This window comes from Pseudomonas sp. Irchel 3H3 (assembly GCF_900187635.1).
Lineage (GTDB): Bacteria > Pseudomonadota > Gammaproteobacteria > Pseudomonadales > Pseudomonadaceae > Aquipseudomonas.
In genome coordinates this window covers 223,313-237,977 of the sequence record NZ_FYEC01000003.1, presented here as the reverse complement: position 1 = coordinate 237,977, position 14,665 = coordinate 223,313, and the positions used below count along the sequence as shown (strand labels likewise).

The following is a 14,665-nucleotide window of genomic DNA, read 5'->3' as shown; positions in this document are numbered from 1 at the left end:
CCACCTATGTAGGAGCGAGCTTGCTCGCGATGGCGGCCTCTGCCAAACCCTAGATCTCGGATGTACCCCAATCCCCCGTAGCAGCTGCCGAGCCCGCGAGGCTGCGTTCGAGGACGCAGTCCTCGCCAGGTCTTGATGGCGATACAGACGACTGCTGCGCAGCCGAACGCAGCCTCGCGGGCTCGGCAGCGGCTACACGGGTTGTGATGTGGGTAGGCACAAAAAAGGCGACTACCCTGCGGTAGTCGCCTTCTGGTTACGGCCGATGCAGCTTATTTCGGCAGTTTGTAGGCGATGACGTAATCGCCCATTTTGGTGCCCAGGGAGCCATGGCCGCCCACTACCAGCAGGACGTATTGCTGGCCGTCCTTGCCGGTGTAGGTCATTGGCGTGGCCTGGCCGCCGGCTGGCAGGCGGGATTTCCACAGTTCCTTGCCAGTGTTGACGTCATAGGCGCGCAGGTACTGGTCCAGGGTGCCGCTGAGGAAGCCGACGCCGCCGGCAGTGACGATCGAGCCGCCCATGCTCGGTACGCCGATCGGCAGGCCGATAGGCAGTGGCGAGCTGTCGCGGCTGGTGCCGTTCTTGCGTTTCCACACCACTTTGCTGGTGGTCAGGTCGATGCCAGCCACGTAGCCCCAGGCCGGAGCCTGGCAGGGTACGCCGAACGGCGACATGAACGGGTGCATGATCACCGCGTAAGGTGCGCCGGTGTTCGGTTGCACGCCGGCGGTTTCGCTCTCGCGCTTGCTGCCGGCCGCCACTTGGGCGCGGGGCACCATTTTCGAGACGAAGGCCATGTAGTTCGGGCTGGTGAACAGCATCTGGCGCACTGGGTCGACCGACACGCCGCCCCAGTTGAACACACCAACGTTACCCGGGTAGATCAGGCTGCCCTGTTCCGACGGCGGGGTGTATTGGCCTTCGTAGCGCAGTTCCTTGAACTGGATGCGGCACAGCATCTGGTCGAACGGACTGGCGCCCCACATGGCTTTTTCGGTCAGTTCCGGGGCCAGCAGGTTGAGGTCCGAACGGGCCTGGGTCGGTGCGGTGCGATCGCCCGGGACCGCGCCTTGCGGCACAGGGATCTCACGAATCGGCACGATCGGCGTACCGTCGCGACGGTCCAGCACGTACAGGCTGCCCTGCTTCGTTGGCGCGATCAGTGCCGGCTTGATACCGTCGGCGGTTTTCATGTCCAGCAGGGTTGGCTGGCTGCCAACGTCCATGTCCCACAGGTCGTGGTGGGTGAACTGGTAGTTCCAGCGCACCTTGCCGGTGGCCAGGTCCAGGGCCACCAGGCCGGCGCTGTATTTCTCGGCGCCCGGAGTGCGGTCGGCGCCCCATTGGTCTGGAGTCTGGTTGCCCAGTGGCAGGTAGACCATGCCGAGTTTTTCATCGACGCTGGCCAGCGACCACATGTTCGCCGAGTTGCGGCTGTAGTGTTCGCCTGCCGGCAAAGGCTCGGTGGCGTCCGGGTTGTTGCTGTCCCAGTTCCACACCAGGTGACCGTCGTGGACGTCGAAGGCGCGGATCACGCCGGACGGCTCGTTGGTCGACTCGTTGTCGGTAACGTGGCCGCCCATGATCACCAGGTCACGGGTGATGGCTGCTGGCGAGGTGGCGTAGTAGCCACCCGGGGTGAACGGGCCGATACCGGTGGTCAGGTCGACCACGCCCTGGTTGCCGAAGCCTTCGCAGACTTTGCCGGTGTCGGCGTTCAGGGCAATCAGGCGGGCGTCGGCGGTCGGCAGGTACAGGCGGCGCGGGCAAGCCTGGGCCACGGCCTTGCCGGCGTCGGAGATCACGGTCGCAGAAGCGCCAGCGGCTGCGTAGGCGTTCTCGTCATAGTAGGAAACGCCACGGCAGGTCATGTGGGCGAAGCCCTTGAAGCCTACCGGGCTCTTGATCTGCGGGTCGAAGCGCCAGATTTCCTTGCCGGTGTCCGGGTCCAGCGCCAACACCTTGCTGTGGGCGGTGCAGGCATAGAGCATGCCGTTGACCTTGAGCGGGGTGTTTTCGTTGGTCAGCTCCACCGGGTCGCCGGCGGTTGGCAGGTCGCCGGTGCGGATGCGCCAGGCTTCCTGCAACTGGCCGACGTTGTCCGGGGTGATCTGCTTGAGCGGCGAGTAGCGGTCACCGAACTCGGTGCGGCCATAGGCCTGCCAGTCGCCGTCAGGCATGGTCGGTGCGGTGTTGGTGGTGTCGGCACTGTCGCGCCCTAGCTCACCGAGCACTTCGCCCGGGTTGGTGAACTGGCTGCCCACAGCAGCGGCGCCGGCCAGGACCACGGCCACGCTCAAGGCGGCGGTGCCCAGCGGCGCAGGGCCCTGGCGCAGCAGCGGACGGCGGAACCACGGCAGCAGCAGGACGATGCCGAGGGCGAACCACAGCGACAGCCGCGGCACCAGTTGCCACCAATCCAGGCCAACTTCCCACAACGACCACGCAGTACTGGCCAGCAGCACCAGTGCATACAGGCCCAAGGCTGCACGACGGCCGGCCAGCAGCAGAATGCCGGTCAGCACCAGGCCGATACCGGCCAGCAGGTAGTACAACGAGCCGCCAAGCATGCTCAGCTTGATCCCCCCGGCCAACAAGGCCAGGCCCATTAGCAGCAGCAGGATACCGAGCAGGCTCGGCATCAGGCGGCTTGGACTTGAAGCACCTTCAGTGCTCATAGTGCGATTCTCCGTGACGTTTTAAGTAGCCTTGCGCAAGTTCACTGTAGATGACGATCGTGCGCGGGCGTGGTTCAGATAAAAACGGTGATCCCTGTAGGAGCGAGCCTGCTCGCGATGGGCGTGAACGATGACGGTGGGTGCCTGACACCCCGCGTAGCTTTCGGATCCATCGCGAGCGGGCCGCAAGCGGGTACTCGCTCCTACAGGGTTTGTAGCTCGGGTCAGAACGACGACTGCACCTTGATGCCGCCAATCAGCGCGTCATCCACATCGTTCACGCCACCGGGATGGCGGATGTACTGCAGGTTCGGACGTACCGTCAGCCAGTTGGTCAGGTGCACGCCGTAATAGAGTTCGGCGCTGTATTCGGTGTCTTGCGGCGGCAGGTAGGCCGGGTTGTCGTAATCGAACACCGCGCGGGCCTGGTTGCTGGCCTCGGCATTCTTGCGATAGGCCGGGTTGACGTGGACGCGGGCCATGGCAAAGCCGATGTCATCCTTGGCGCGGGCATCGAACAGGCCTTTGTAGACCAGGCCGGCCTGCACGTAGTTGTCGATCGCGTTGGTCTTCTTGTCGTGCATCGTGCCGTTGGCGAACAGGCTCAGGCCGCGCGAGTTGTCGCTGGCCACGCTGCTCACTTGCTGCTGGATACCCAGCCACACCCCATGTTTGCTCGACGAGCTGCGATAAGCCTCGCCGCTGAGGGCGGCGGGCTGGCCATTGCTGTCCTTGTAGACATCGCTGGCCTTGGCGCTGCTGTAGTAGTAACCGGCGCGGTATTCACCCGGCAGGCCATTGAATTTCGGGGTCCACACCAGTTCCACCGGGACCACCGTGCCCTGGGTGCCACTGCCGCTGAGCTTGAAGCCATTGTCCTTGTCCAGGTTGGACGGGTTCTGCTCATAGGCGCCGATCTGCGCGTAGACCTCCGGGCTCAGGTGGTACTTGACCCGCAGTGCCCACTGGCTGACCGGCCAGTTGTACCAGATGCCGCCGGCCCAGTTGCCGACCTGGGAGCCGCAGAACGCCAGGTTCTGGAAGTCGCAGGGGAAGCTGTTGAAGTCCTCGCCTTCGCCGAACCGGCCGGCCTTGATATCGAGTTTCTGGTCGAGGAATTTCTGCTGGTACCACATCTGCGTCAGGCGTGTGGTCTGGCCCCGGCCCCAGACTTCCTGGGCCGAGGTGAAGCCGCCGACCCGTGGATCGTTGATCCGGTCGTTGCTGATATTGTTGCCGCTGCGCTTGGTGATGGTCAGTTGAAACTCGGCGTCGTCCCAGCCGAGGATCTTTTGCAGGTCCAGGTGGGTGCCCAGGCCAAACTGGTCACTGTAGCGCGCAGTGCGATCGTGGTCGTAGCCGCCGTGCAGGTTGCTGCCCATTTCTCCGGTGTAGTCGAGCTTGAAGTCGTAGCCTTGTTGCGCGAGTTCAGTGCGGGTGCCGTTCCAGTCGCCGAGCATCCACGGCGATTGGCTATCGAACGCCGGGGCGGCCTGAACGCAGTTGGCAAGACCCAGGGCGGTGAAGCCGCCGATCAGGTTCAGGGTTTTACGGCGCGCAGCCGGTGTTGAGACAGCGCTGTCTCGGGAGATCTGCAAGTAAGGCATAAAGAAGAAATTCTGGGTCTTTTTCTAAGGGAGTGAGCTGCACGGGCAGGAGCGGATGCCGGCAGCGGAAGCGTTTCAGCTTAAGGGCGTAAGGATAATGATCTGTTACAAATAGAGAAAGGGCTTTTCTCGACATGCTTCCTTTCGGATTCGGTAACAGTCGTACGCGGCCGGTCAGGTGACCTACATTTACCCCAGAGCGCACAGAATCCTTCCACCCGCTGTCCCCCTCGGCTAAGGTGCGCGCCTTCCCATCCTGATTAGGTTCAAAGGCCCGGCATGACCGAACACACCACTGACCCGCTGCATGGCGTGACGCTTGAACAGATCCTCAATGCGCTGGTTCAACACTACGAATGGTCGGGGCTGGCCGAGCGTATCGACATTCGCTGCTTCAAGAGCGACCCGAGCATCAAGTCGAGCCTGACTTTCCTGCGCAAGACCCCCTGGGCCCGCGAGAAAGTCGAAAAGCTCTATGTGAAGCTGATGCGCACCAAACGCCCGCTCTAAGGAATGTCCATGGCTGTCGAGCTGACGCGAGGTTCGCCCGTCGAACGCCGGTGCATTCGCCTGGCTGCCGTACTCGGTTGGCTGGGCCTGAGCATCCAGCTGTACCTGGTGTTTTATGGACGCTGGAGTGTCGAGGCCAGTTTGCTCGGCGGCCTGGTGAGCTACTTCAGTTATTTCACGGTACTGACCAATACCCTGGTGGCCGCAGTGCTGACCAGTGCGGCCACGAGCCAGCAGTCTCGCGGACGGACGTTTCTGTTGCAGCCGTGGGTCAGCAGCGGCATCGCGGTCAGCATCAGCGTGGTCGGCCTGGCCTACAGCCTGTTGCTGCGCCACCTGTGGCACCCGCAGGGTTGGCAATTGATCGCTGATGAGTTGCTGCACGACGTGATGCCGCTGCTGTTTGTGCTCTATTGGTGGCGTTGCGTGCCCAAGGGCCACTTGCGCCTGGGGCATATCGGCCTGTGGGCGATCTATCCGCTGCTGTACTTTGCCTATGTCCTGCTGCGGGGGCGCTCGCTGGGGATTTACCCTTATCCCTTTGTGGATGTGGAAAAGCTCGGTTATCCCCAGGTGTTTCTCAACGCCTCGGGGATCCTGCTGGGGTTTGTCGTGGTGGCGTTGGTGGTGCTGGGGTTGGATCGGTGGCGCGCACGACGGGGATCACGTGTGTAGGCGCGAGCCTGCTCGCGAAAAAACTGAGCCCGCCGTGGGGAATCAGGGAGCGCGCGTTATCGTTGACGCCCATCGCGAGCAAGCTCGCTCCCACAGTGTGATGCGGGCTTGCTCGCGACGTTACTGTTCGTTGTCGTCGAGTTGCCAGTAGCCTACGGCTTTGACGAATTGCTGATCCAGGCCCTTTTCTTCCAGCAGCACCCGGCGGATCTGGCGTGACGCCTTGGCTTCGGTGGCGATCCAGGCGTAGAGCTGGCCCTCGGGCAGGGACAGCTGCTGCACGGTGGCCAGCAGGTGATCCTTGCCACCTTCACGCAAGACCCAGATCACCTCGACCTCGGCCGGGCTGTCGAGCTCTTGCTGCTCGGCGCCATTCTCGATTTCCACCACCACCAGTGCCCGGCGATTGGCGGCCAATCCTTCCAGGCGGCGAGCAATGGCGGGCAGGGCGGTTTCGTCGCCGATCAGCAGGTAACTGTCGAAGATATCCGGCACCACCATCGAGCCGCGCGGCCCGGCAATGTGCAGGAATTGGCCGGGTTGCGCCTGTGCCGCCCAGGTCGATGCAGGGCCGTCGCCGTGCAGGGCAAAATCAATGTCCAGCTCCAGGGTGTCCAGGTCATAGCGGCGCGGGGTGTAGTCGCGCATCGCCGGCTTTGGCCCCTGATCGTTATTGGCCCCCAGTTCGAGCGTTTCCAGGGCCGCCTGTTCCTCGGCATTTTGCGGGAACAGCAGTTTCACGTGGTCATCCGTGCCCAGGCTGATGAACCCGGCCAGTTCCGGCCCGCCAACAGTGATCCGGCGCATGCGCGGCGTCAGGTCGATTACCCGCAGTACCTGCAGGCGGCGGCGTTTGATTTGGTGCATGACGCGGTGGATGGTCTGGGTGATCACTTCAGTCATTACGCGTTCTCCTGAACCGATTGTGCTTGCGGGCCATCGACTATGGCCTTGGCGGTATTGTTGAGCAGGTCGCGGACCCGCAGGATTTCTTCCGGGCTCCAGCGACCGTGGTGCATCTGCAGGGCATGGCGCAGGTTGTGCACTGCCTCGTGGATCTCGGCGGGGCGGTCGTGGCCGCGCAGCGAGCGCTTGCTGACTTCAATGCGCATCCGCACGCCGTCCAGGGCAATCGCCTGTTCGCCCAGTGACTGGCGGCCGGCGTCGGTGATGGCGTAGCGTTTTTTGCCGCCGTCGGCGTCGCCCAGGATCAGTTCGCTTTCTTCCAGGAAGGTCAGGGTCGGGTAGATCACCCCGGGGCTGGGGCTATAGGCGCCATCGAACATGCTTTCGATCTGGCGGATCAGGTCATAGCCGTGGCAGGGCTGTTCGGCGATCAACGCCAGCAACAGCAGTTTCAGGTCGCCAGGGGCAAATACCCGGGGCCCGCGGCCACCGCGTTCGCGGCCGGGGCCCGGGCGTTTTTCGAAGCCGTCGCGGCCGTCGGAGTGTTCGCGGTGGGAATGATGGTCTCTCATTTTTGCTTTCTCTCGTCGTGTTTAGACATAACTTAAGATATATCTTTGAGAAAAAGCAAGCACCCCGGACCAACGGCGCAGGCTGCCTGCAACCCCTCTGATCGACACCCCTGTGAATCTGCCAGGCTCGCCGTGTGCTCGCCTGGTGACGACTCGATCCTGCGCAGGCGGCAATTTCCTTATTGCACTAGCGGGTGTTTTTAGTGCTAACTCTCTAATTAACTTGTTTGCCCCTTTATTTATTAAGGCAGTGCTATTAGTCTTACGGAAGTTGCACTGCTGGTTCTCTCTGTATGGGATTTCCAGAGAATCTGTATGTGGTTTCAGTCTGACGGCTGTTGAGCTGAGTGTTTGATTTTTATTGTTTTTTCTTTCCGCTTGAATAGCACTCCAGCTACGCAAAGGACGGAACTTGCCTGCTTACTTTTAAAAATAAATGTTCGATGATTTGCTGGCTTTGAAAGTTGAGACAAAACGCCATCTCGGCGTTTGACTGGTCACCAGTCAGTTGTCGCTTTTAATGCATCGACCCCTTTTAAAAAGACAGGTATTGAATGATGTTGAAGAAACTCGCGATCGCTGCTCCCCTGGCTGTTCTGGCCTTCAGTTCCTCCCTGGCATTTGCCGCCACCGAAGCCCGTCACACCATCAGTCTGATTGCCCATGTCCCGGCCGATGATTTTTATGCTGTCCCGGTCAATGATGACCTGGTCAACAAGGACCAGGACATGAGCTACAACCCGAGCACTGGTGCCATGCGCACTGTGGACGGGCACTTTGACGTGCTGCACACCGCTGGCAAGGTCAACGCCCGGCTGGAAGGTACGCCGATGCTGATCGGCGGCAGCAAGACCATTGCCCTGAAAGTCGAGCTCAATGGCAGAACCCTCACCACCACTTCCGAGGAAGTGGTTGGCGAAGAAGAGTCGAACGTCCGCTACCGCGCGCCGTTCAAGGTATCTGCAGTGGGTGCCAAGCCTGCGGCGGGCGACTACACCGGCATCGTGACCATGGTGATCGAGCCTTCTGTGTAAACAGCACTCAGCACCTTGATCGCCTACTACCCGTAGTAGCGAACCGATCGGCAAACATCCGTGTTTGTCGGTCGGACATCGACTTCTTTGCAATCAGAGTATTCGTTCATGTTCCCGATGACGCCCATCGCGGCGGCGCTCGCGCTGCTGTTATGTAGCAGTGCATTTGCGGCGCCCACTTCGATTGATTACACGCCGCGAAGTTTGCTGGCACAGGCCAAGGGCCTGCCGGCCGAGTTCGAAGAACATTTTTTCGATGTGCCGCTGGCGGTTCGGGTCGAGCTTGATCAACAACCGCTGGGCGAGGCGATGATTGTGCTGTCCCGCGATGACCGGGTGACCTTGCTCGATTTCACCGACACCAGCGAGAGTCGCTTCGGTGCCGGCGAACGTGAGACCTGGGCCGATACCCTGAAGTCCGGCGTGGCGCTGGGCACCTGCACGGGGCAATGTCCGGAGCAGATGCTGGCGGTGCACTACAACCTGGAAAACTCTTTGCTGTCGATCGTCACCGAGAATGCCGAACGCGATAGCGAAGCCAAACACTTCTACGATCAGCCCGAAGGCGGCAGCAGCGGGTTGATGGTGCGTAACCAGCTCAATCTCAATGGCGGCCAGGAGCAAGACCTGGGTGGACGTTTTGGCCTTGAGGCCAGCGCCAGCCTGGGCAATTGGAGCCAGGTGTTCAATATGCAACTGGCGCGCCTGGGCGGGCCGGATGAGCAGACCTATCACGCGGTGCATGAGCTCTATACCCAGCGCGAACTGCAGGGCAGTTTTTTGCGCCTGGGCTACTTCACTCCCAACTCCGAAGGTCTGACACGCCAGCCACGCTCGTTCGGCACCAGCCCGGACACCGCTGTGGGCGTGATGTACGGCAGCTCCGACAGCCTGGCGATCGACAGCCCCAAGCCCAGCGTGTATCCGGTGTATGTCACGGCCAACCGCCAGGCGTCCGTGGAGATCTATCGCGAGGGCCTGCTGATCAACACGCAGTCGGTGCCGGCCGGCTTGCAGACCCTCGACACGCGCCCGCTGCCGGGAGGGATCTACGAGGTAGAGGTACGCTTGATCGAGGACGGGCAAATCACCTCGACCACCCAGGAGCTGATCTACAAACCCAACAACTGGCGCAACCACGAGGAGCGCTGGCGCTACAACCTGTTTGCCGGGCAGGAAAGCAAGCTGCTGAGCAATTGGGATGAACAGGACAGCGGCGATGCCACGGCCGGGGCCTCGATCAACTACCTGCTGCACCCACGGGTGATTCTCGGGCTGTCGGCTCGCCAGGTGCGGGAAAAGCTGCAGTACGGCAGCTCCATCGACTGGACCTTGGGCGATCGCGTCAGTCTCTACGCCAACCTGTACCAGACCGAAGATCATGGCACCGGTACAGACCTGCAAGGGCTGTACAACTACGGCTCCGGCAGCCTGGTGATCAGCCACAACCGTAGTTGGCTCGACACCACCAACACTTACGAAACCCTGCCCGACGGCACCCGTGTGCGCCAACGCAATGTGTTCACCGGCGAGACCAGCAATTCATCGCTGGCGCTGAACCACCGGATCAGCCGCAAGAGTTCGCTCAACACGCGGGTGTCCCACAGTGAGGGCAACGTCGAAGGTATGGGTGTCGATCTGGGCTGGACGCAACGCACCGAGTTGTTTGGCAGCGATGCCAACTGGCGACTGTCGCTGTTCGATCGCCCCGGCAGCTATAGCAGCGGTGATGCGCGCAATCGCGGCGTCGACCTCAGTATCAACCTGGCGCTCGGCGGTCCGGGCCAGCAGATTTCCGGCAGCATCGGCAGCCGCACCGCCCGTGATGGCGGTCGCGACAACAACGCCTCGTTCGGTTACCGCAAAGACTTGCAAGACCACGTGCTGCAGAGCGTCTCGGTGACCGCGCTCACCGATACCTATGGCGTCGGCTTGTCGAGCCTGGCGAACTTTCGTACCGATGTCATCAACGGCGATGGATTCATCCAGCGCTCATCGTTCAACGACAAGTTCACTGGCGGCGTGAACCTCGACAGCACCCTGGTGGTCGGTGCGCAACGCATGGCGCTGACCAGCCAGCATCAGGGGCGCGGTGCGGGGATGATCGTCGACGTCGAGTCCGATATCGACGGCATTGCCTTGCGCGCCGACGACCTCAGCGGTGGCAGCGCGGCGTTGCGGCCAGGGCGCAACTTCATACCGCTCACGGCTTACCGCAATAGCTCGGTGAGCTTCGACTTCGACGGCAACCACGTTCCGGCGGCGAGCATCGAACCGGCGCGCACCCGCTATCACCTGAACAAGGGCGGCGTGGAGTACCGCAAGGTGCGCGTGATGAAAACCCTGACCGTACTTGGTCGCCTCGTCGACCCACAAGGACGGCCGCTCAAGGGGCATCACGTGATCAACCACGCCAGTCGTGGGGTCAGCGAAGTCGACGGCTTTTTCTCGATGGAAATGCATGCCGGCTCGCCGACGCTGGAAGTGCGTTATGCCGACCAGTTGCTGTGCCAGTTCCGGCTTGATGTCGACAAGCATCGTAGTGAAAACAACGTGTTGATGATCGGCGATTTGCGCTGCTCGCCAGATACGTTGGCGGATGCTTCATTCACTCGACAGGAGGCCAGTTGAATGGTGAATCTCAAGACTTGCATACCGCAATTGCTGTGCGTGCTGGCGCTGTTTGTGGCGACACCGGCCGAGGCGGTGAATCAGGAAATCAGGGCGTTGTTCCGCCCCGACCCTGCGAATCCGCAGCGCAACGCGTTCCTCAACAAGACACCGTCCACCGGGTACTGCGAGTACTACCCGGTTATCTGCAGCAATAGCGATACATTCAGTATCCGTCTGATGACACAACTCGAGTCGAACAAGGCAATTCAAGCCGATGCCGGACCGCGTGACAGTGCAATGTTCAAAGTGCCCGGAGGATGGCGTTCATTGACGGTTACCAATGCCGATACGGGGGAAGTCGAAACAGTCGAGGTACGTATTTCCGGTGTTGGTTCCAATTATGTCTTGAGTGATACGGCCGCCAATCTGACCGGAGCCTCGAGTCCAGGGGAAGGGCACGATCGGTTATGGAAAGGTGCAGGCTGGGTGTATCCAGCACCTCCCTGCTCAACCACTGGAATGGGTTTTTTCGGGTCGAGAACGTACGCTTTTTTCTGGAAAACTCCCGATGAGCGCCCTTGCGTCAAGGTGGCCAACTTTGCAATCCCTGCCATGACCTATGGCTATCTGGATTTTGCCTACGAACTGCGTACGCCCAACCCGCTAGGCATGTCGTCGGGGCTCTATACCGGAAGCTTGAGTTATAGCCTGGGCCCTAACGGTGACTTCGACTTCGGCGATGTCATGATTCCAAACGATTCGGACCTGACCCTGGATTTCGTGCTGGATGTTCAGCACACCCTGAAAGTCGAGATTCCTCCCGGTGGTGAAAAGATCCAACTGGTGCCCGCCGGTGGCTGGCAGAGCTGGCTGCAGGCCGGGCGGAGGCCGGTGAGCCTGTTCCGCGATCAGACCTTCAACATATCGGCGTCGTCGCGTTTCAAGATGCAAATAAGATGCGGGCCTGGAGTTGAAGGAGGCGAATGCGCACTGGAGGATTCTGAGGTGAACCGACGAGTCGCGCTGTTCATCAGTGTCAGCCTGCCCAATGGCATAACCGACCTTTCCGGCCAACCTGTGAGGCGTTTGCGACTGAAGCCCGGTATGGGGAATGAGCAGTATTTCAAACCCGGTTTTTATGTGGATCGGGCACCGGGAACCCTGCATTTCGAAGTCCCGCCCCATTCGATGGAAAACATGCTGCGGCCTGGTAGAGGCGGCAGGTATTCCGGCGTTGTCATTGTGATCTGGGATTCGGATATCTGATGGTCTGCGCTGCGAGCGAGCACCACCCCATCCTCGGCCGATGTTCGCCATACGAGCAAATTTTACAGGGAGATTTAGTGTGAAGACTTGCAATGGGATTCACCGTTGGAGTTCTTTCGTGGCGCTATTCATTTTGATGGTTTCGCTGTCGGCACAGGCCGCCTCCATTGATGTCACAGCATCGTTCAAGCCTGATCCGGGTAACCCGGGGCGTGACGATTTTATCAATACGACGCCGTTTACCGGGCACTGCGCCAGTTACCCGACTTTCTGTGAAGGGCTATCGATCTTTAGTATTTTGGTGCCGATCGAATTCAATTCCAGCGGCCCGATCGAAGCCCGGCACAGCGATATGCGCAAGGGTGCGATGTTCAAACCCCCGACCGAGTGGAAAGCTCTGCAGGTTGTTGATCAAGAGACTGGGAAACAGGCGTCATTGCAGGTGCGCATCGCATCGGTTGGGGGCCGGTACTACTTGCCGGACCGGGTTCAAAACATCATCGGGGAAGGCGCGCCCGACAACAATTCGGGCGCGCACGAGATGTTGTGGGGCGGGTACAACTGGACGTTTCCTCCTGATTCCTGTGGCTATACCGGCGGCATGTTTGTCGAGTCGACGTGGCGTTCTTTTTTTTGGTTGACGCCACCGGGGAGTAGCTGTGTACCAACGGCCGCTTACCGGATTGAAAGCCTGCGTTATGACATGTTTCAGATCGGCTACGAGCTGCGCACCCCCAATCCGCTGGAGATGTCTCCGGGACGGTATGTCGGCAGCCACACCTACGGGGTTGGTCCCGGACGCGATTTCGACATGGGCGACATTATGTTGCCCAGCGCTGACAGCCTGACCATCAACTTCAACCTCGATGTTCAGCACACTCTCCAGGTAGAGATTCCTCCCGGTGGCGACAAGGTCCAATTGGTCCCGGCGGGAGGCTGGCAGAGCTGGCTGCAAGCGGGGCGCAAGCCGGTGCGGCTGTTTCGCGACCAGACCTTCAATATTTCGGCGTCATCGCGCTTCAAGATGCAATTGGAGTGTGGCAAGGCGCTGCTTTTCAATTGCCTGATTGTTGACCCGGTCTCGGGTCATGAAGCCGTGGTGCAGGTGAGCGTCAGTCTGCCCAACGGGTTGACCGACCTGGCCGGCCAGCCGGTCAATCGCCAACCCTTGCGCATAGGGTTGGGGCAGGAGCGACAGGTGTTCAAACCCGGGTTCTTCGTTCACCGGGACCCCGGCATCCTGCACTTCGAAATGTCGCCCTATTACGTGAATCAGATCGTACAGGCCGGGAGGGCAGCCCGCTATGTCGGCGACATCGCGGTGATCTGGGACTCGGAAGTCTGATGAGCCGCGCATCGAAGCGTGGAGTGTGTGTTGTGTTCAATGTGAAGAGGTTCATGGGTATGAAGCGTTTGTTGCTAGTGATGGGTTTGAGCGGTTTTTCCCTGGCTGTTTCGGCGGGGCCGCAGATTAACGTCGGGACGGTCTACGACTATCTGGAAGGCGACAAAAGTACCTACCTCAAACGCGTATTCAACAGCGGTGACAGCACGGCTTTCGTCAAGGTCAATATTCTGGAAATCGTCTACGACGCCAACGGCGTCCCCAATGAAGTGCCGGTCAAGAGTGACCCGGATGCGACGTCCCGTGACGGATTGATGGCCAGTCCGGCGCGCTTGATCATCCCGGCGAACGGGATGCAGGGCACGCGGTTGTTGTTCATGGGAGAGCGTGACAACGAACGCTATTTTCGGGTGCGTTTTGTCCCGGTCGTCCCGGAAAAGGAAGACGAGTTCGCGGTGTCCAGTGACGAGCGCGAGGATTACAAAAAGAATCTTTCGGCCGGGGTCAACGTCATGACCGGGTTCGGCACGGTGTTCTTCGTCCGGCCGAACAACAGCCGTTACGACAGCGTGATCGAGAACGGTGCAAGCACCTACCGTATTCGTAACAACGGCAACGCTTCAGTGGTGGTCGACGAATTTCGCAACTGCTCGATCAAACAGGAAAACGAGTGCGAACCCATCACCAAGCACCACATCCGTGCAGGCAAGGATTTCGTGTTCGACAAGAAGCCGGGACGTGAGTACCGCTTCAACCTGGTCGAGGGCGCATCGAAAAAAGTGCTGCAGGTTGCCGGCCAGTAATTCCCCAGGGGCGGGTCGCCTTGACGGGCTCGCGGTATTAATTGACGCAACAGGTACCTGACATGATCAAGCAATCGGCCATCGCCGTGTGGGCTGGCGTGATGGCGCTGGTGAGCTCCCTCGCGTTCGCGGCGCGGGAAGAACACAGGTTCGAGGTGTCGGTGGACATACCGACGCTGGGGTTTTACGTGATCCCGGCCGAAACGGACTGGATACATCGTGAACAGATATTGCCATGGAACATTCACAGCAAAACGCTGGTGGGGTTGCGCAAGAACTTCGACGTCAAGCACGACACCAGCGCGATCGAAGCACGGCTGGAAGCCGAGCCCTATTTGTCCAACGGGCGCGACGAGCAGAACATCTATTTGCGCGTCAGCTTCAATGGCCAGGAGTTGAGCCATGATCCGCAACCGCGCGAAGTGGTATCGGCAGCCCAGGCCATGGCCGGTGGACGCTTCCCGCTGGAGATCCAGCCGAAAGTGCCCGCCGGCGGATACAAACCGGGTGTTTATTACGGCAATGTACGAGTGATATTCATCGCCGCTGCGCCTTGATGTCCGGTAGTCCGACAGCAGGAATCCGACCTTACATAAAAAAAGCGCCAAACCAGGTTCTCAATGACGTCGATTTCGTCCCGAACCCGGAAAAAA

The 14,665-nt window shown here is 60.4% G+C and carries 12 protein-coding genes; 8 read left to right on the top strand and 4 right to left on the bottom strand.

The genetic code is table 11. The features are described from left to right. Positions 1 to 272: 272 nt before the first annotated feature. Both CKW24_RS05720 and CKW24_RS05715 read right to left on the bottom strand, forming a co-directional pair. Positions 273 to 2,681, bottom strand: coding sequence for a glucose/quinate/shikimate family membrane-bound PQQ-dependent dehydrogenase (locus CKW24_RS05720; RefSeq protein WP_095166004.1), 2,409 nt, complete (start codon positions 2,679 to 2,681; stop codon positions 273 to 275). Positions 2,682 to 2,905: 224 nt separating this feature from the next. Next, complete coding sequence (locus CKW24_RS05715; RefSeq protein WP_095166002.1) at positions 2,906 to 4,288, bottom strand: carbohydrate porin; 1,383 nt, start codon at positions 4,286 to 4,288, stop codon at positions 2,906 to 2,908. 279 nt (positions 4,289 to 4,567) lie between these two features. Between CKW24_RS05715 and CKW24_RS05710 the strand changes: the two genes are divergently transcribed. Continuing rightward, complete coding sequence (locus CKW24_RS05710; protein ID WP_095166001.1) at positions 4,568 to 4,798, top strand: VF530 family DNA-binding protein; 231 nt, start codon at positions 4,568 to 4,570, stop codon at positions 4,796 to 4,798. A gap of 9 nt (positions 4,799 to 4,807) precedes the next feature. Further along, positions 4,808 to 5,473 (top strand): Pr6Pr family membrane protein, encoded by a 666-nt coding sequence (locus CKW24_RS05705; RefSeq protein ID WP_095165999.1) that lies wholly within the window; start codon positions 4,808 to 4,810, stop codon positions 5,471 to 5,473. A gap of 120 nt (positions 5,474 to 5,593) precedes the next feature. Here CKW24_RS05705 and CKW24_RS05700 read toward each other — a convergent pair whose 3' ends face one another. Together CKW24_RS05700 and CKW24_RS05695 are read right to left on the bottom strand one after the other, a co-directional pair. Next, positions 5,594 to 6,376: a siderophore-interacting protein gene (locus CKW24_RS05700; protein ID WP_095165997.1), complete on the bottom strand. Its 783-nt coding sequence runs from the start codon at positions 6,374 to 6,376 to the stop codon at positions 5,594 to 5,596. Then, positions 6,376 to 6,951: a PadR family transcriptional regulator gene (locus tag CKW24_RS05695; protein ID WP_095165995.1), complete on the bottom strand. Its 576-nt coding sequence runs from the start codon at positions 6,949 to 6,951 to the stop codon at positions 6,376 to 6,378. Before CKW24_RS05695 ends, CKW24_RS05700 begins: the two co-directional genes overlap by 1 nt. Positions 6,952 to 7,508: 557 nt before the next feature. Here CKW24_RS05695 and CKW24_RS05690 point away from each other — a divergent pair. From CKW24_RS05690 to CKW24_RS05665, 6 genes are all read left to right on the top strand, one after another. Next, the gene (locus tag CKW24_RS05690; protein ID WP_177440591.1) at positions 7,509 to 7,985 is read left to right on the top strand and encodes a CS1 type fimbrial major subunit; all 477 of its coding nucleotides are present in this window, start codon (positions 7,509 to 7,511) and stop codon (positions 7,983 to 7,985) included. A gap of 108 nt (positions 7,986 to 8,093) precedes the next feature. Next, positions 8,094 to 10,616, top strand: coding sequence for a CS1-pili formation C-terminal domain-containing protein (locus tag CKW24_RS05685; RefSeq protein WP_095165992.1), 2,523 nt, complete (start codon positions 8,094 to 8,096; stop codon positions 10,614 to 10,616). After that, positions 10,617 to 11,864, top strand: a complete 1,248-nt coding sequence (locus CKW24_RS05680) for a hypothetical protein (RefSeq protein WP_095165990.1) — start codon at positions 10,617 to 10,619, stop codon at positions 11,862 to 11,864. Between the two features lie 118 nt (positions 11,865 to 11,982). Then, complete coding sequence (locus CKW24_RS05675) at positions 11,983 to 13,209, top strand: hypothetical protein (RefSeq protein WP_256585404.1); 1,227 nt, start codon at positions 11,983 to 11,985, stop codon at positions 13,207 to 13,209. Positions 13,210 to 13,268: 59 nt separating this feature from the next. Further along, the gene (locus CKW24_RS05670; RefSeq protein WP_095165988.1) at positions 13,269 to 14,012 is read left to right on the top strand and encodes a pilus assembly protein; all 744 of its coding nucleotides are present in this window, start codon (positions 13,269 to 13,271) and stop codon (positions 14,010 to 14,012) included. Positions 14,013 to 14,074: 62 nt separating this feature from the next. Further along, complete coding sequence (locus CKW24_RS05665; RefSeq protein ID WP_095165986.1) at positions 14,075 to 14,569, top strand: CS1 type fimbrial major subunit; 495 nt, start codon at positions 14,075 to 14,077, stop codon at positions 14,567 to 14,569. Positions 14,570 to 14,665: the final 96 nt, after the last annotated feature.